The organism is Rhodococcus sp. 14C212 (assembly GCF_011058195.1).
GTDB classification, from domain to species: Bacteria; Actinomycetota; Actinomycetes; order Mycobacteriales; family Mycobacteriaceae; genus Rhodococcus; species Rhodococcus aetherivorans.
Genome location: NZ_JAALEH010000020.1, coordinates 1 through 15,798 on the forward strand (window position 1 = coordinate 1; position 15,798 = coordinate 15,798).

15 protein-coding genes, 1 pseudogene and 2 riboswitches are annotated in these 15,798 nt (G+C 74.4%); of the genes and pseudogenes, 9 read left to right on the top strand and 7 right to left on the bottom strand.

The window, feature by feature from the left end; all coding sequences use genetic code 11:
- Window positions 1-216: pseudogene (locus G6038_RS11575) on the bottom strand (hypothetical protein); the annotation flags it as partial.
- Between the two features lie 80 nt (window positions 217-296).
- Between G6038_RS11575 and G6038_RS11580 the strand changes: the two are divergent.
- The 3 genes from G6038_RS11580 (at window position 297) to G6038_RS11590 (ending at window position 2,846) form a co-directional block, all read left to right on the top strand.
- On the top strand, window positions 297-713 hold the full coding sequence (locus tag G6038_RS11580) for a DUF3151 domain-containing protein (RefSeq protein WP_165037777.1): 417 nt from the start codon (window positions 297-299) through the stop codon (window positions 711-713).
- Entirely contained in the window at window positions 700-1,845 is a 1,146-nt protein-coding gene (locus G6038_RS11585) for an FUSC family protein (RefSeq protein ID WP_165037778.1), read from the top strand. The genes G6038_RS11580 and G6038_RS11585 overlap by 14 nt, the downstream gene beginning before the upstream one ends.
- A gap of 68 nt (window positions 1,846-1,913) precedes the next feature.
- Entirely contained in the window at window positions 1,914-2,846 is a 933-nt protein-coding gene (locus G6038_RS11590) for a cation diffusion facilitator family transporter (protein ID WP_165037779.1), read from the top strand.
- A 7-nt stretch (window positions 2,847-2,853) separates the two neighbouring features.
- Here the strand turns inward: G6038_RS11590 and G6038_RS11595 are convergent, their stop codons facing one another.
- The gene (locus G6038_RS11595; RefSeq protein ID WP_165037780.1) at window positions 2,854-3,423 is read right to left on the bottom strand and encodes a histidine phosphatase family protein; all 570 of its coding nucleotides are present in this window, start codon (window positions 3,421-3,423) and stop codon (window positions 2,854-2,856) included.
- 137 nt (window positions 3,424-3,560) lie between these two features.
- Window positions 3,561-3,625, top strand: a riboswitch (cobalamin riboswitch).
- Window positions 3,626-3,676: 51 nt separating this feature from the next.
- On the opposite strand from G6038_RS11595, the gene G6038_RS11600 reads away from it, so the two are divergent.
- From G6038_RS11600 to G6038_RS11615, 4 genes are all read left to right on the top strand, one after another.
- A complete protein-coding gene (locus G6038_RS11600; RefSeq protein ID WP_006945393.1) occupies window positions 3,677-3,871 on the top strand; it encodes a CbtB domain-containing protein in 195 nt (64 codons plus the stop codon).
- A gap of 62 nt (window positions 3,872-3,933) precedes the next feature.
- Complete coding sequence (locus tag G6038_RS11605) at window positions 3,934-4,725, top strand: CbtA family protein (protein WP_165037781.1); 792 nt, start codon at window positions 3,934-3,936, stop codon at window positions 4,723-4,725.
- 5 nt (window positions 4,726-4,730) lie between these two features.
- A complete protein-coding gene (locus tag G6038_RS11610; RefSeq protein ID WP_165037782.1) occupies window positions 4,731-6,224 on the top strand; it encodes a cobyric acid synthase in 1,494 nt (497 codons plus the stop codon).
- Complete coding sequence (locus G6038_RS11615) at window positions 6,221-6,955, top strand: cobalt-precorrin-6A reductase (RefSeq protein WP_165037783.1); 735 nt, start codon at window positions 6,221-6,223, stop codon at window positions 6,953-6,955. The genes G6038_RS11610 and G6038_RS11615 overlap by 4 nt, the downstream gene beginning before the upstream one ends.
- A 55-nt stretch (window positions 6,956-7,010) precedes the next feature.
- Here G6038_RS11615 and G6038_RS11620 read toward each other — a convergent pair whose 3' ends face one another.
- From G6038_RS11620 to G6038_RS11640, 5 genes are all read right to left on the bottom strand, one after another.
- A complete protein-coding gene (locus tag G6038_RS11620) occupies window positions 7,011-7,568 on the bottom strand; it encodes a hypothetical protein (RefSeq protein WP_165037784.1) in 558 nt (185 codons plus the stop codon).
- Window positions 7,569-7,621: 53 nt separating this feature from the next.
- A complete protein-coding gene (locus G6038_RS11625; protein WP_165037785.1) occupies window positions 7,622-8,572 on the bottom strand; it encodes a cobalamin biosynthesis protein in 951 nt (316 codons plus the stop codon).
- Window positions 8,554-10,923, bottom strand: a complete 2,370-nt coding sequence (locus G6038_RS11630; RefSeq protein WP_165037786.1) for a cobyrinate a,c-diamide synthase — start codon at window positions 10,921-10,923, stop codon at window positions 8,554-8,556. The genes G6038_RS11625 and G6038_RS11630 overlap by 19 nt, the downstream gene beginning before the upstream one ends.
- 76 nt (window positions 10,924-10,999) lie before the next feature.
- The gene (cobO, locus tag G6038_RS11635) at window positions 11,000-11,614 is read right to left on the bottom strand and encodes a cob(I)yrinic acid a,c-diamide adenosyltransferase (RefSeq protein ID WP_165037788.1); all 615 of its coding nucleotides are present in this window, start codon (window positions 11,612-11,614) and stop codon (window positions 11,000-11,002) included.
- Complete coding sequence (locus G6038_RS11640; RefSeq protein WP_346772800.1) at window positions 11,614-13,563, bottom strand: magnesium chelatase subunit D family protein; 1,950 nt, start codon at window positions 13,561-13,563, stop codon at window positions 11,614-11,616. The genes cobO and G6038_RS11640 overlap by 1 nt, the downstream gene beginning before the upstream one ends.
- A gap of 33 nt (window positions 13,564-13,596) precedes the next feature.
- A riboswitch (cobalamin riboswitch) is annotated at window positions 13,597-13,793 on the bottom strand.
- A 34-nt stretch (window positions 13,794-13,827) separates the two neighbouring features.
- On the opposite strand from G6038_RS11640, the gene cbiE reads away from it, so the two are divergent.
- Window positions 13,828-15,030: a precorrin-6y C5,15-methyltransferase (decarboxylating) subunit CbiE gene (gene cbiE / locus G6038_RS11645; RefSeq protein WP_165037791.1), complete on the top strand. Its 1,203-nt coding sequence runs from the start codon at window positions 13,828-13,830 to the stop codon at window positions 15,028-15,030.
- Complete coding sequence (locus G6038_RS11650) at window positions 15,027-15,791, top strand: SAM-dependent methyltransferase (RefSeq protein WP_165037793.1); 765 nt, start codon at window positions 15,027-15,029, stop codon at window positions 15,789-15,791. The genes cbiE and G6038_RS11650 overlap by 4 nt, the downstream gene beginning before the upstream one ends.
- The last annotated feature ends 7 nt before the right edge of the window (window positions 15,792-15,798 follow it).

The following is a 15,798-nucleotide window of genomic DNA, read 5'->3' on the forward strand; positions in this document are numbered from 1 at the left end:
GGGTGCATCGGCGGGGGAGGGCGCGGGCTCGGCGCGGCGCGTGGCCGGGATGGCCACGGTCTCCGCCTCGCTCGCCGTGGCCGGCTCGGACTGTGTGGCCGGCTCGGACTGTGTGGCCGGCTCGGACGGGGCGCCGGCGTGCTCCGCGGAGGACCCGGGGGTGTCCGTCGCCGGATCAGGGGACGTGGTGGTGTCTTCGTTCTTCGGATCCGGCACGCGATCCCCCTTGCTGGACGGACGGCTGTTCTCCCGGGCAGCCTATCGACCGACCTCGGGCGGTGGGCACAATGGTGGCCATGACGTCTTTCGGTGACCTTCTCGGACCCCAACCCACCCTGCTGCCCGGCGACGACGAGGCGGAGTCGGCGCTGCTGAACCACGAGGACCCGGCGAAGGTGGCCGCCGACCACCCGACCGCGTCGATCGCCTGGGCATACCTGGCCGAAGCCGCTCTCGGGCGCGGCGAGACGATCACGGCCTACGCCTACGCCCGCACCGGTTACCACCGCGGTCTCGACCAGTTGCGCCGCAACGGCTGGAAGGGCTTCGGTCCCGTGCCGTTCGACCACGAACCGAACCGGGGCTTCCTGCGGTGCGTCGCGACACTGGCCCGCGCGGCGAAGGAGATCGGCGAGGCCGACGAGCACGCCCGCTGCCTCGACCTGCTCGAGGACTGCGACCCGCGCGCCGCCGAAGCACTTGGTGTCGATTAGTCCCCGGTTACCCACCAAGCGGGGCACGCGCCGGCGGCTGCGCACGTCGGGGCGCCGCCTGCGTTCCTCGGCGCTGCCGATCCTGCAGTGCGCGCTGGCAGCGGGCATCGCCTGGTGGGTCGCCACGGGGCCGGTCGGGCACGAGCAGCCGTTCTTCGCGCCCATTGCGGCGGTGGTGTCGCTCGGGTTGTCGCTGGGCGCGCGGATGCGACGGTCGGTCGAACTCGTCTGCGGTGTCACCGTGGGCATCGGTGTCGGCGACCTGATCATCTCGTTCATCGGCAGCGGCCCGTGGCAGATCGCGCTCGTCGTCGCAATGGCGATGGGCACGGCGGTCGCGCTCAACAGCGGCCCGATCTTCTCCATGCAGGCCGGGAACTCGGCGGTGCTGGTGGCGACCCTGATCCCGCCCGGCGGGTCCGGAGGTATCGACCGAATGGTCGACGCCCTCATCGGCGGGCTGGTCGGCATCGCCGTCGTCGCCGTGATCCCCACGCACCCGGTGCGCCGGGCGCGGCGGGAGGCGGCGAACGTGCTGTCCACCACCGCGGACGTGCTGCGCAAGGTCGAGGCCGGCCTGGTCGAGAACAACCCGAAGCCGATCGAGTCGGCCCTCAGGGAGGCCCGGGCCACGCAGTCGGCGATCGACGCGATGCGCGCCAACATCTCCGGCGGCAAGGAGGTGAGCCGCATCTCGCCGCTGTACTGGAACAGCCGGCCCCGGCTCGAGCGCCTCATGGCCGCGGCGGACCCGATCGACAACGCCATGCGCAACACACGGGTGCTGGCGCGCCGGTCGCTCTCGCTCGTGCGCGACGACGAGATCCTCGACCCGCGGCTGGTGCGGCGCATCGAGGAGCTGGCCGGGGCGGTGGACGTGCTGCGGCTGATGGTTCTCGCCGAGCCGGGGGAGCAGCCCGATCAGGCGGAGGCGGCCCGCGTGCTGCGCAGCGTGGCCCGGGAGATGAAGCCGGAGCTCGTGTCGGGGGCGGGCCTGTCCTCGACGGTGGTGTTCGCGCAGATTCGTTCGCTGATCGTGGACCTGCTGCAGGTGGCCGGCCTCGAGCGGGTCTCGGCGATCGCCACGCTGCCCCCGACGGTGGAGCATCCGGCGTATCCTCCGGAGTCCTGAGCGGCTCATCTCCCGTTGAACATATGCGTATGTCTGCATATGATGGCCGAGACTTCGGAGGGAGGACCATGGGCGTCGGACACGGCCACTCGCACGGCCATTCCGGGACGAGCGCTCCCGGCGGTGCCGGCCCGTCGACGCGACGCCTGTGGCGGATGGCGATCGCCCTCGTCGTCCTGGTCGCGTTCCTGATCCTCGAGACGGGCGTCGCCCTGTGGATCGACTCGCTGGCCCTGCTCGCCGACGCCGGCCACATGCTCACCGACGTGGTGGGCATGTCCATGGGCATGGTCGCGTTGATCCTGGCCCGGCGGGGCAGCACGGCGGCCGCGCGCACCTTCGGGTGGCACCGCGCCGAAGTGCTCGCCGCCATGGCGAACGCCGCGCTGCTGCTCGCGGTGGCGGTGTGGGTGTTCTACGAGGCGATCCGCCGCCTCGGTGACGCCCCGGAGATCCCCGGGACGGCCCTGGTGGTCACCGCGACGGCCGGCCTGGCCGCCAACCTCGTCGTCATGCTGCTCCTGCGGGCCGACGCCAAGGACAGCCTCGCCGTGCGCGGCGCCTATCTCGAGGTGCTCGCCGACGCGGTCGGCAGCGTCGGGGTGCTCGTCGCCGGCGCCCTCGTCCTGCTGTTCGACTGGAGCCTCGCCGACGTCGTCGTCGGCGTCCTCATCTCCCTGTGGGTGGTCCCGCGGGCGGTGCGCCTGGCCGCGGCGTCGCTGCGCATCCTCACCCAGGCTTCGCCGGCCCACCTGGACGTCGACGGGGTCCGCGCCGACCTGTCCGCCCTGCCCGGCGTCACCGGCGTCCACGACCTGCACGTGTGGACCCTGACCACCGGCATGGACGTCGCCACCGTGCACCTGATCAGTGACCACGACCCGCAGTGGGTGCTCGAATCGGCCCGCGCCGTGCTCACCTCCCACGGGCTCGAGCACGCCACCGTCCAGGTGGAGACGACCGTCAACGGTCGGCGCTGCGAAGAGAACGTCACCTGGTAGGGGCGGCTCAACCCAGCCGCAGCGACCACCGGCCCCCGCGTCCGTGCAGCCGGACCTGTGCGAGCGGGCGCACGTCGATCCGCCAGAATCCGGCCGGGGGCGCGCCGAGGGCGTGCACCGTCGCGGCGCGGATCACGGCCGGGTGGGTCACCGCGACGACCCGGCCCGGCGCCAGCCCGGCGAGCCAACCCGCCACCCGCTCGCTCAGCTCCGCGATCGACTCGCCGCCGTGCGGCGCCGCGTGCGGGTCGGTGAGCCACTGCTGCAGGCTCTCGGCCGGCACCTCGTCCATCGCCCGCCCCGCCCAGGCGCCGTAGTCCAGGTCCCGCAGTGCCGGATCCCGCAGTGCCGGATCCCGCAGTACCGGATCGACCCCGGCCGTCGTGCCCAGCGCGGCCGCGGTCTCGACGGCCCTTCGCTCCGGCGCCGCGACGATGCGGTCGGCCACCGGCGCGACCACCCGCTCCAGCTCGCGTCGGCCGCGCCGGGAGAGCGGCTCGTCGGTGGGGAACCGGACGGCGCGCTGCGCCTCCGTCGAGGCATGGGCCAGAAGAACGAGGCGAACCACGGCGGTCATCGAATCACAGCCGCCCGGGGTGGTCTCGAATCACAGCGCCGGAGGCGGTCTCGAATCACAGCCACCCGGGGCGTCGCCTTGACAGGGGCGGGCGCACGGTGCGACTGTTCCTGCGTCACACGTGCCGAGGTGCAGGCAATCCGGTGCAAGTCCGGAGCGGTCGCGCCACTGTGACCGGGTCATCCGCCCGGGAGTCAGAAAACTGTCTCGGCGCAAGAATTTTCGACGGGACGCGTTATCCCAGGAGGATGCCATGGCTACTGTCCACACCCCCGAGTCCACGATGGGCTCCGCGGCCCTGGCCGCCGCGATCACCGCCGTCGTGCTGCTCGCCTTCGTCACCCTCTACCTGGTCGGCTTCGACCAGGGCGCGATCTCGCGCACCGGCATGTTCATGCACGAACTGATGCACGACGGCCGGCACCTGCTCGGCCTGCCGTGTCACTGAGCCGGGAGACCGGCGTGTCACCGAGCCGGGGGACCGGCGTGTCACCGAGCCCGGACGCTGCCGTGTCGGCAAGCGTTCCGCTGACCGGCCCCTATACCCGGATCCTGCTGCGCGGCCTGCTGGCCGGCCTGATCGCCGGCCTGCTCGCCGGCGCCGTCGCCTTCGTGATCGGCGAGCCGCACATCGAGGCCGCGATTGCGCTGGAGGAGGCCGCCGCGACGCACGCGGCCACCGAGGCGCACTCCCACACGCACGAAGTCGAGTCCGCCGGTCACAGCCACGGCGAGGACGCCCTCGTCAGCCGCACCGGGCAGAAGGTGGGCCTGATCCTCGCCACCACCCTCGCCGGTCTGGCGCTCGGTGCGCTGTTCGCGTCGGTGCTGCACTTCGCCCGGCGCCACACCACGCTGTCGGGTTCCGCTCTCGGACTGCTCGGCGCCGGGGCAGGATGGCTCGCGATCGAAGCGGTGCCGTTCCTGAAGTACCCGGCCAACCCGCCGGCGGTGGGGGACCCGGACACCGTCGACCAGCGCACCCTCCTGTGGGTCGCGGCGGTCGTGCTCGGCCTGGTCGCGCTCGCGGTGGCGGTCGCCGCCTCGAAGGCGCTCGCCCGTCAGGAGCTGCGTACCGTCCGGCTCGCCGGACCGGTCCTGGCCTTCCTCGTCGTGGTCGGGCTCGGGTATGCGGTGCTGCCGACGATCGACGAGGTCGGCGCGGACTTTCCGGCCACACTGCTGTGGGACTTCCGCGTTGCGTCGGTGATCATCCAGACCACCCTGTGGTTCGCCCTGGGCGTGGCGTTCGCGTTCCTCACCGAACGCGCCGACCGTCGCGCGCCCGTCCGCGTGGCGTAGCCGTCGTGGGACAGGGCCTGCTCGTCGCCGGAACCACCTCGGATGCCGGGAAATCCGTGGTGACCACCGGGATCTGCCGGGCCCTGGCCCGCCGCGGGTTGTCGGTGGCGCCGTTCAAGGCGCAGAACATGTCCAACAACTCCATGGTGGCCGTCGACCCGGTCACCGGCGACGGTGTGGAAATCGGCCGCGCGCAGTGGATCCAGGCGGTGGCGGCGCGCGCCGTGCCCGAGGCCGCGATGAATCCCGTGCTGCTCAAACCCGGTAGCGACCGTCGCAGTCACGTCGTCGTGCTCGGCCGGCCCGCCGGTCACCTCGAGGCCGGCGAGTTCGCCGGCGGCCGAAAGCACCTCGCCGAGGCCGCCTTCGGTGCGCTCGACGACCTGCGGGACCGGTTCGACGTGGTGGTCTGCGAGGGCGCCGGCAGCGCCGCCGAGATCAACCTGCGGGCCCACGACTACGTGAACATGGGCCTGGCCCGGCACGGCGACCTGCCGACGGTGCTCGTCGGCGACATCGATCGCGGCGGGGTGTTCGCCGCCATGTACGGCACGCTGGCCCTGCTCGACGCGTCCGATCAGGCCCTCGTCCGCGGCTTCGTGATCAACAAGTTCCGTGGGGACCTCGGGCTGTTGCGTCCCGGTCTCGAGTCGCTCGAAGAGCTCACGGGCCGGCCCGTGCTCGGCGTGCTGCCCTGGCAGCGTGACCTGTGGCTCGACTCGGAGGATTCGCTCGCCCTGTCCTCGCGCCCGGCCCACGACGGCGCCGGGTCGCTCACCGTCGCGGTGGTGATGCTGCCGCGGATCAGCAACTTCACCGACGTCGACGCGCTGTGCCTCGAACCGGACGTGCGGCTGCGGTTCGTCGACGATCCGCGCGCCCTCGCCGGCGCCGACGTGGTGATCCTGCCCGGCACCCGCGCCACCCTCGCGGACCTCGCGTGGCTGCGCGGCCGCGGCCTCGACACCGCCGTCGCCGACCACGCCCGTCGCGGGGGCGTGGTGCTCGGAATCTGCGGCGGCTTCCAGATGCTCGGCCGGCGGATCTCCGATCCGCACGGCGTCGAGGGCACTCCCGGGGCGTGCGTGGACGGGCTCGGATTGCTGGACGTGCACACCCGTTTCGAACCGGAGAAGGTGCTGCGGCTGCCGGCCGGGTCGGCGCTCGGGGTGCCTGCCTCCGGCTACGAGATCCACCACGGCCGGATCTCCCGCGGCGGCGACGAGGAGTTCCTCGGCGGCGCCCGGACGGGAACGGTGTTCGGCACCATGTGGCACGGCAGCCTCGAGGGCGATGCCCTGCGCACGGCGTGGCTCCGCGAGGCGGCCGCACTCACCGGCCGCGACCTCGCCACCGGCACCGTCGGTTTCCACGCCGCCCGCGAGGCGCGCCTCGAGGTGCTCGCGGACATGGTCGAGGAGCACCTCGACGTCGACGCCCTGCTCGGGATGCTCGGGGATCGGCCGGTGCTGCCCACACTGAAGGGCGGCCTGGCGTGACGGTACTCGTCCTCGGCGGCACCGGCGAGGCCCGGGCGCTCGCCGCCGGCCTGGACACCGCGGGGGTGGCGTACCTGTCGTCGCTCGCGGGACGGGTGCGCAACCCCCGCCTGCCGGTCGGCGAGGTGCGGATCGGCGGTTTCGGTGGCATCGACGGACTGCGGGAGTATCTGCGCGGCAACGGCATCCGTCGGGTGGTCGACGCCACCCACCCGTTCGCCGCGCGGATCAGCGGCAACGCCGCGGCCGCGTGCGCGGCGGCCGGGGTGCCGCTGCTGCGCCTGGCGCGGCCGGGCTGGACCGGCACCGGCGACTGGACGTGGGTCGACGACCACGACGCGGCCGCCGCGGTGGCCGCCCGCGGTGCGAGCGTGTTCCTGAGCACGGGCCGCCAGACCCTCGACCGGTTCGCCGGCCCGCTCGCGCGGCACCGCGTCCTGGTGCGGGTGGTCGAGCCGCTGGACCTCGACGTGCCGGACTCCTGGACGGTGCTGCTGGCCCGCGGCCCCTACACCGTCGACGGTGAGCGTGCGCTCCTCGTCGGCCACGGGGTGGATGTGCTCGTCACCAAGGACTCCGGTGGGGACCTCACACGCGCCAAGCTCGACGCGGCGGCCGAACTCGGGGTGCGGGTGGTCGTCGTGCGCCGCCCGCCGTCGCCGGCGGGCGTGCCGACGGTGGCGACGGTCGCGGACGCCGTCGCGTGGGCGACGGATTCCGGCGCGAAGTAGTTCTCCGTGCACGGACTTTCGGGTGCGGACGACCGGGAACCCCCGGTCCGCGGGTTCAGACCTGCGGGCCCTCGGTGCGCAGGTCGTCGACCTTGCGCATCGCCTCGCGCAGCTCGGCGAGCCACTGCTCGCTGTGCTGCCCGACGAGCTGGACGCACCAGGCGAGCGCGTCGGAACGCGAGCGGGCGACGCCGGCGTCGACGAGGGTGTCGAGGACCTTGCGCTCGGGCTGGCGCAACCGGGTCATCACCGGAACGGCCAAGTGGGTGAACAGCACTCGACGCTCGCCGAGCGTGACGCCCCACGCGACCTTCCGGCCGTAGCGGGCCTCGGCCTCGTCGGCGATGCGCATGCGGTCCGGCCGGGTGGTCTCCCGGAACCGGGCGATGCGCCCGTCGACGGACGCGGGGCCGGTGTCCTCGGGCGGGGGGAGTTCGCCGACGACCACGATCTCCTCGCGGTCGACCTCGATGTCGGCGGGGCCGGTGAACCAGTCGTCGGGCAGGCGTCCGGCGAACCACTCGGCGGCGTCGCTCGCATCGGGGACGTCGGCCTGTTGCCAGCCGCCCGAGCGTCCGAAGCGGGGGCCGTGCATGTGCGGATGGTGTCGCATGTCGTCCTCCTCGGGACGAAGTGCCAATATCACTGATTACAGTGTTACACCGCTTACGTGATTCGCGCCACAACGGTGTTCGCGGACGCGACGACGGCGGACACCGCGAGCGCGCCCGCGCCGACCCGTGCCGCGAGCCGCACGCCCCGCGCGATGTCCCCGGGTTCCGGGGCCGGGCCGTCGCCGAGAGTGCCGCGGTCCTCCACCACGCCGTGGTAGACGTTCACCCCGCCCAGGGTGACCCCGAGCGCGCCCGCGAAGGCCGCCTCGACCGGCCCCGCGTTCGGGCTCGGATGCCGGTGGGCATCGCGGCGCCAGGCCGTCAGGGCCGCGCCGGGCCGCTCGCCCAGGCCCGCAGCGAGCAGCGCGGACAGCCGTGCCGGCGCCAGGTTGAGCAGGTCGTCGAACCGGGCGGACGCCCAGCCGAACCGCTCGTGCCGCGGCGTGCGGTGGCCGACGCGGGCATCGAGGGTGTTCGCCGCCCGGTAGCCGAGCAGGCCCGCCGGCCCCGCCACCGCACCCCACAGCAGCGGGGCGACGACGGCGTCGGAGGTGTTCTCCGCGAGGGACTCGAGGGTGGCGCGGGCGACGCCGGCGGCGTCGAGGCGCGACGGGTCGCGCCCGACGAGGTGGGTGACCTGCCGGCGCGCGGCGGGCAGATCCGCGCGGCGCAGCTGGGCGTCGATCGTCGTCGCCTCCCGCGCCAGCGACCGGCCGCCGAGCACGGTCCACGTCGCGGCCGCGGTCACCGCCGTCCGCACCAGCGGACGACGCCGGGTGAGCCGGTCCGCGCCGTAGCCGAGGCCGGCCGCGCCGCCGACCAGCACCGCGGTGAACAGCGTCCCGGCCGCCCGGTGGTCCGCGTACAGCGCGCGCTCGGTGGTCCGGGCGAGCCGGCCGAAGCCGCTCACCGGGTGGCCGCGACGGGGATCGCCGAACGCCTGATCGGCGAGGTAGCCGAGGACGAGGCCGGCGGTACGCGGGTTCACGTCAGGTCCCGCCATGCCTCGAGCAGCGCCGCGGTGGTCTGCGCATCGCGCACCGCGATGCGCACCCAGTCGGCGCCGAGGCCGGGGAAACTGTCCCCGCGACGCACCGCGAAGCCCTTGCCCCGCAGGCGCTCCCGCGTCCCCACGGGGACGTGCGCCAGCACGAACGGCGCCGCGGACGGGCCGGTCACCTCGATGCCGAGCGCGGTCAGGCCGTCGACGAGGACAGCGCGGTCGGCCGCGACCTGCACGGCGATGCGCTCCGACTCGGGCGCGGCCGACGGCGACGCGCACGCGATCATCGCCGCCGCCGCCGGTGTGGACACCGACCACGGCGGCTGGTGCGCCGCGAGCTCGGCGACGATCGACTCGTCGCCGAGTACGTATCCGGCCCGGATACCGGGTATCGCCCACGTCTTGGTGAGCGAGCGGACCACCACGACACCCGGAAGGGGCGCGCCGGCAAGCGATTCCGGTTCCCCCGGTACCGCATCCATGAACGCCTCGTCCACCACCAGCACCCGGCCGGGCCGCGCCAGGGCCCGCAGCGCGGCACCCGGGTGCAGCACGCCGGTCGGGTTCGTGGGGTTGCCGACGATCACGAGGTCGGCGTCGTCGGGCACCAGCGCCGGGTCGAGGACGAAGCCGTCCTCGCGGCGCAGCAGCACCCGGGTCACCTCGTGCCCGGCGGCGCGCAGCGCCGCCTCCGGCTCGGTGAACTGCGGGTGCACCACCGCCGGTCGCGCCCAGCGGCGGGCGCGGGCGACGAGGGTGAACGCCTCCGCGCCGCCGGCGGTGGGCAGCACCTCGAGCGGGTCGCGACCGTGCCGGGCGGCCAGAGCGGTCCGTGCCGCGCGCGGGTCCGGATATCGATCCAGCTCGGCCAGCGAGCCGGCCAGCGCCGCGTCGAGCCACTCCGGGCGCGGCCGGCGCGAGACGTTGACGGCCAGATCCACCAGTCCCGGCGTGGCCTCCCGGTCGCCGTGGTGCTGCAGGTCCGGCGCGACGGCCCGGGTCGTGCGCGGCGGCGGGGGAACCGGCGTCGCGGCCCGCACCGCGTCGGCGAACCGCTGCGCCAGCGCCGAATGCCCGGCCCAGTGGGTGTGCAGGTAGGAGGCGTGTAGGGTGGCGGACGCGAAGCCGTCGGGCCGCCCGTCCAGCAGCCATGCCGGCTCGTGGGTGGAATCGACCGTGGTGCGGTGGAACTCGTGTCCGGTCACCCGCGTGCCCGCCGGTGCGAGCAGGGTCTCGCGCGGCGCGACGGCCGTGCGGTAGCCCAGGGTCAGGCGTGGCGTCATCCGGGCGGCCGCGTCGATCGCGCCGATCATCGGCGCCCCGTCCACCTCGCGGCACAGGTACAGCAGCCCGGCGCACTCGGCGACGGTGGGCGTGCCGGCCGTGACAGCCGCCCGGAGATGTTCGCGCAGAGCGGTGTTCGCGGCGAGGTCGGCTGCGTGCACCTCGGGGAAGCCGCCGCCGAGATAGATCCCGGCCGTGCCGTCGGGCAGTCGTTCGTCGCGCAGCGGATCGAACACCACGGTGCGGCAGCCGGCGGCGCGCAGCATCTCCTCGGTCTCGGTGTAACGGAACGTGAAGGCGCGGCCGCCGGCGATCGCGACGACCGGCCCGTCGTCGGCCGCCGCCCCCGGATCCCACGGCTTCGCAGTAAGATCCGGTGCGGCACAGGCGATCCGCATCACCTCGGCGAGGTCCACCCGCGCGGCGATCTGTGCGGCCAGGCGATCGAGCTGGGCGGCGGCCTCGGCCCGCTCCTGCGCCGGCACCAGCCCCAGATGCCGCGACGGCGCGGAGATCCCGTCGTCGCGCTGCAGCACACCGAGCACCGGGACGCCCGTCGCGGCCAGGGCCTCGACCACCTCGTCGGAATGCCGCACCGAGCCGGCCTTGTTCAGGATCACCCCGGCGATGCGGACGCTGCGGTCGAACGTGGCCATGCCGTGCACCACGGCCGCGACCGAGCGGGAGGCGTGGGAGACGTCCACGACGAGGATCACCGGGGCACCGAGCACCGCGGCCGTGTGGGCGGTGGAGGCGAACCCGTCGGTGCCCAGCATCCCGTCGTACAGGCCCATCACGCCCTCGACGATCGCGACGTCCGCGCCGCGGGCGCCGTGCGCGAGCAGCGGCGCGAGCAGGTCGGTGCCGACGAGATGCGCGTCCAGGTTGCGGCCGGGCCGGCCCGTCGCGAGGGCGTGGTAGCCCGGGTCGATGTAGTCCGGGCCGACCTTGTGTCCCGACACCGTGTGCCCGGCCGCCCGCAGGGCCGCCATGAGGCCCGTCGCGACCGTGGTCTTCCCGTGGCCGGAGGCGGGCGCGGCCACCACCAGCCGGGGCAGCGGCGTCATGCGGTCACCACGCCGTCACCCGCGAGTGTCACCACGCCGTCACAGGGGAGTGTCACCACGCCGTCACATGGGAGTGTCACCACTCGATGCCCCTCTGGCCCTTCTGGCCCGCATCCATCGGGTGCTTGATCTTCGTCATCTCCGTGACGAGATCCGCGGCTTCGATCAGCGCCGGATGCGCCCGGCGGCCGGTGATCACGACGTGCTGGTGGCCGGGGCGCGCCCGCAGGGTCTGCACCACCTCGTCGGCGTCGATCCACCCCCAGCCGATCGGGTAGGTGAACTCGTCGAGCACGTACAGCCCGTGCTGCTCGGCGGCGAGCCGGCGCTGGATCTCCCGCCACCCGGCGAGCGCCGCGGCGGCATGGTCCTCCTCGGTGCCGTCCTTGCGCGACCACGACCATCCGGAGCCCATCTTGTGCCACTCGATCGGGCCACCGGTGCCGCGTTCGGTGTGCAGGTCGCCGAGGGTCTCGAAGGCGGTCTGCTCGCCGAGGCGCCACTTGGCGGACTTGACGAATTGGAACACCGCGACGGACCAGCCCTGGTTCCAGCCGCGCAGCGCAAGACCGAACGCGGCGGTCGACTTGCCCTTGCCGTCGCCGGTGTGGACCATCAGCAGCGGCCGGTTGCGGCGCTGGCGGGTGGTGAGACCGTCGTCCGGCACGGCGGTCGGTTGTCCCTTCGGCATCAGGCGGCCCTTCCTCGCACGACGGTGGTGAGCGCGTCGGCGTGGACCTCACCGACGGGGACGTGTTCGGCGCCGAGCCGCTCGGCGAGCCGGGCCGCGAGTCCCATGCGGAACCGGCCGGTCTCGGAGTCCACGACGACCGAGTCGATCCCGGCGGCGGCGAGCCGGTCGGCGGCCGCGAGGGACCGGGCCACCGCGTCCGGCCCGGCGGTGGCGCGGCCGTCGGTGACGACGACGAGCAGTGCCCGCCGGTCGGGTTCGCGCAGCCGGTGCCGCCGGATCGTCTCGGCCGCCTCGAGCAGTCCCTCGGCGAGCGGGGTGCGCCCGCCCGCCGGCAGTTCCCGCAGCCGCGTCGCGGCCACGTCCACCGAATTGGTCGGCGGCAGCACGAGCGTGGCGCGCTCCCCGCGGAAGGTCACCAGGCCCACCGTGTCGCGCCGCCGGTAGGCGTCGAGCAGCAGCGACAGGATCGCCGTCTTCACCTGCGTCATCCGCTGCCGCGCCGCCATCGAGCCGGAGGCGTCGACGCACAGCAGCACCAGGTTGGCCTCGCGGCCCTCGACGACCTTCCGCCGCAGCTCCGGCCGTGGTGTCCTTTCGGACTCCGGCAGGTCCGAAAGGACACCACGGTGCAGGGCGCCGGCGCGGATGGTGGCGGGCAGGTGGACGGGGCCGGTGTCGCCGCGACGCTCGCCGACGGTCCGGCCGACCGTGGTGCGGGCGCGGGAGCGGCGGCCCGCGGCACCGCGGCCGGTTCGGTCGGCCGTGAACAGGCGGGTCCGGTAGGGCTCGGCGGGGGCCGCGACGGACGTCGCCGGACCGGAACCCTGACCCCGGTCGTCCCGGTCCGGCGCTGCCGCGCCGGTGCCGGGGCCGTCCGGGCCGGAATCGTCGGGGCCGCCGGGACCGGAATCGTCGGGGCCGTCCGGATCGGGCTCGGGCGGCTGCTCGCCGAGCAGCTCGTCGAGCAGCGACTCGTCCATGCCGGGCTCGTCGAACGGGTTGCGGCGACGGCGGTGCGGCAACGCCAGCCGCGCCGCCACCGCGATGTCCTCCCGGGTGACCTCGTCGCGGCCCACCCACGCCGCGTGCGCGACGGCGGTCTTCGCGGTGACCAGGTCGGCGCGCATCCCGTCGACATCGAACGCCGCGCACACCTCCGCGATCGCGACGAGCGCGTCGTCGCCGAGCCGCACGTGCGGCAGCCGGTCGCGGGCCTGCGCCAACCGCCGTGTCAGCGCCGCCTCGGCGTCGGCCCACCGCGCGACGAACGCGTCCGGGTCGGCGTCGAACGCCAGGCGCCGCCGCACGATCTCCGCTCGCACCTGCGGATCGCGCGGCGCGGCCACCTCGACGGTGAGGCCGAAGCGGTCGAGCAGCTGCGGCCGCAGCTCACCCTCCTCCGGGTTCATCGTGCCGACCAGCACGAACCGGGCGGCGTGCGAGACCGACACCCCGTCGCGCTCGACGGAGCAGCGGCCCATCGCGGCGGCGTCGAGCAACAGGTCCACGAGGTGGTCGTGCAGCAGATTGACCTCGTCGACGTAGAGCACGCCGCGGTGCGCCCGGGCGAGCAGACCGGGCTCGTACTCGGCGGTGCCCGCCGACAGTGCCTTCTGCAGGTGCAGGGAGCCGGTGACGCGGTCCTCGGTGGCACCGACCGGCAGTTCCACCAGCCGCGCCGGACGGGTCTGCGCCGCCGCACCGCCCGGGTGCGGACCGTCGGGGCACGCCGGGTCGGGGGCGGCGGGATCGCACGCGAAGCGGCAGCCGGTGACCTCGGTGACCTGCGGCAACAGCGCGGCCTGGGCGCGCACGGTGGTCGACTTGGCGGTGCCCTTCTCGCCGCGCACGAGCACCCCGCCGATCGACGGCGAGACCGCGCACAGGGACAGGGCCAGCGCCAGGTCGTCGGAGCCGACGACGGCACTGAACGGATACACGTGCACTCGAACCTCCACAGGCTCCCGCTGGGATGTCTTCTCGGCAGCTGAAATCGAGGCCGGTATTCGGACTTCCCGATCGACGCCGTGCGATCGCCTTCCCGGACCGGCCGGTCCAGTGGCTGCGCGTGATGCGCGTGATCGACGGCTCCCGGGTCACCGCAGCGGGCCTGTGCCGGATTCGCACCGGCTTCCCGATTATCCCCGTGAGGGGCACCTCGATTGTCTTGCCGCCGCCGAGTCTAACCGCACCGGCTAAGGTTCGACGCCATGGGTTCACAGATCACCGTCGTCGGCATGGGCGCCGACGGCTGGGACGGCCTGCCGCCCCCCGCCCGCGACGCGGTGCTCGGGGCGCAGGTCCTGCTCGGCGGGCGGCGCCACCTGGCGCTGCTGCCCGAGACCGGCGCCGTCCGGGAGCCGTGGCCGACCCCGCTGCGCGACGGTCTCGGCGCGCTGCTCGAGCGGCACCGCGACCGGCGGATCGTCGCGGTCGCGTCGGGCGACCCGCTCGTCTCCGGCATCGGCTCCACGCTCATCGACCACCTCGGCGCCGCCGCGGTGACGGTGCTGCCCGCGGTGTCGTCGGTGGCCCTGGCCCGCGCGCGGATGGGGTGGAGCGCCGAGTCGGTGGACGTGGTGACGCTGGTGGGCCGCGACGTGCATGCGGTCCGCCGTGCCTTCGGGCGGGGCCGGCGGCTGATCGTGCTCTCCTCCGACGGGTTCACCCCGGCGCGGGTCGCGGACCTGCTGCGCCGCGACGGCTTCGGGGCGAGCGTGCTGACGGTGCTGTCCGACCTCGGCGCCCCCGCCGAGGCGCGCCGCAGCGCCACCGCCGACGAGTGGTCCGGCGACGCGCCCGCACTCAACGTCGTCTGCGTCGAATGCCGGGGCGCGGAGGGCTATTCCACCGCGCCGGGCCTGCCCGACGACGCGTTCGAGCACGACGGGCAGATCTCCAAGCGCCCGATCCGGCTCGCCGCGGTGTGCGCGCTCGCGCCCCGGCCGGGACAGCTGCTGTGGGACGTCGGCGCCGGCGCCGGGTCGGTGGCGATCGAATGGGCGCGCACCGATCCGCGCTGCCGCGCCGTCGCGATCGAGCGCGACGCGGGGCGGGCACAGCGGATCGCGCGCAACGCCGCGCGGCTCGGCGTCCCGTCGGTGACGGTGGTGCGCGGCCCCGCCCCGGACGCGCTCGCCGGTCTCGACACCCCCGATGCCGTCTTCGTCGGCGGCGGCGGATCGATTCCCGGTGTGCTCGAAAAGTGCTGGGCGGAACTGCGTCCGGGAGGGCGGCTGGTCGCGCACGCGGTGACGCTCGAGACCGAGGCGACGCTGGTGCAGTGGTGGAAGTCCCACGGCGGGGAGTTGACCCGGCTGACCGTGGAGCAGGCCGCACCCCTCGGCGGGTTCAGCGGCTGGCAGGCGCTGCGCCCGGTGGTGCAGTGGCAGGTGACGAAAGGCGAGAGATGACAGTGCACTTCGTGGGATCCGGGCCGGGTGCGGCCGACCTGCTGACGCTGCGGGCGGCGCGGCTGCTGGGCGAGGCACCGGTGGTGCTCTACGCCGGCACCTACCTCGACGCCGAGGTGCTCGCGCACTGCCGGCCCGACACGGAACTCGTCGACACCCAGCACCTGGACCTCGACGAGATCACCGCGCACCTGGTGGACGCGCACCGGCGCGGCCTCGACGTCGTCCGGTTGTGTTCCGGTGATCCGTCGCTGTATTCGGCGCTGACCGAGCAGACGCGCCGGCTCGACGCGGCCGCGGTGCCGTGGGACGTCACGCCCGGTGTGCCGGCCTACGCGGCCGCCGCCGCGACCCTCGGTACGGAGCTGACCGTGCCCGAACTGGTGCAGACCGTCGTGCTCACCCGCACGCAGGCCCGCTCGACGGCGATGCCCGACACCGAGTCCCTCGCCCGCGTCGCGGGACTGCGCGCCAGCCTGGTGCTGCACCTGGCGATCACCCGCATCCGCGCCCTCGCCGAGGAACTGAGCGGCGAGTACGGCGCCGACTGCCCGGCCGCGGTGGTGGCGTTCGCGTCCCGCCCGAACGAGCTGGTGCTGCGCGGCACCCTCGCCGACCTCGCCGACCGGGCCGAGGCGGCGGGCCTGAAGCACACCGCGGTGATCGTCGTCGGCCGGGCCCTGGGCGTGCGGGCACAGCCGGACGTCGCGTGCTCGCACCTCTACGACCCGGCGCGGGACCGCAGCGGCTTCACGCGCTGACCCGGGA

What these genes read in the sequence shown, in the direction of transcription:
- G6038_RS11580 (WP_165037777.1), top strand. Translation starts at nt 297, where the DNA reads ATGACGTCTTTCGGTGACCTTCTCGGACCCCAACCCACCCTGCTGCCC.
- G6038_RS11590 (WP_165037779.1), top strand. Translation starts at nt 1,914, where the DNA reads ATGGGCGTCGGACACGGCCACTCGCACGGCCATTCCGGGACGAGCGCT.
- G6038_RS11595 (WP_165037780.1), bottom strand. Translation starts at nt 3,423, where the DNA reads ATGACCGCCGTGGTTCGCCTCGTTCTTCTGGCCCATGCCTCGACGGAG.
- G6038_RS11600 (WP_006945393.1), top strand. Translation starts at nt 3,677, where the DNA reads ATGGCTACTGTCCACACCCCCGAGTCCACGATGGGCTCCGCGGCCCTG.
- G6038_RS11620 (WP_165037784.1), bottom strand. Translation starts at nt 7,568, where the DNA reads ATGCGACACCATCCGCACATGCACGGCCCCCGCTTCGGACGCTCGGGC.
- G6038_RS11625 (WP_165037785.1), bottom strand. Translation starts at nt 8,572, where the DNA reads ATGGCGGGACCTGACGTGAACCCGCGTACCGCCGGCCTCGTCCTCGGC.
- G6038_RS11630 (WP_165037786.1), bottom strand. Translation starts at nt 10,923, where the DNA reads ATGACGCCGCTGCCCCGGCTGGTGGTGGCCGCGCCCGCCTCCGGCCAC.
- cobO (WP_165037788.1), bottom strand. Translation starts at nt 11,614, where the DNA reads ATGCCGAAGGGACAACCGACCGCCGTGCCGGACGACGGTCTCACCACC.
- cbiE (WP_165037791.1), top strand. Translation starts at nt 13,828, where the DNA reads ATGGGTTCACAGATCACCGTCGTCGGCATGGGCGCCGACGGCTGGGAC.
- G6038_RS11650 (WP_165037793.1), top strand. Translation starts at nt 15,027, where the DNA reads ATGACAGTGCACTTCGTGGGATCCGGGCCGGGTGCGGCCGACCTGCTG.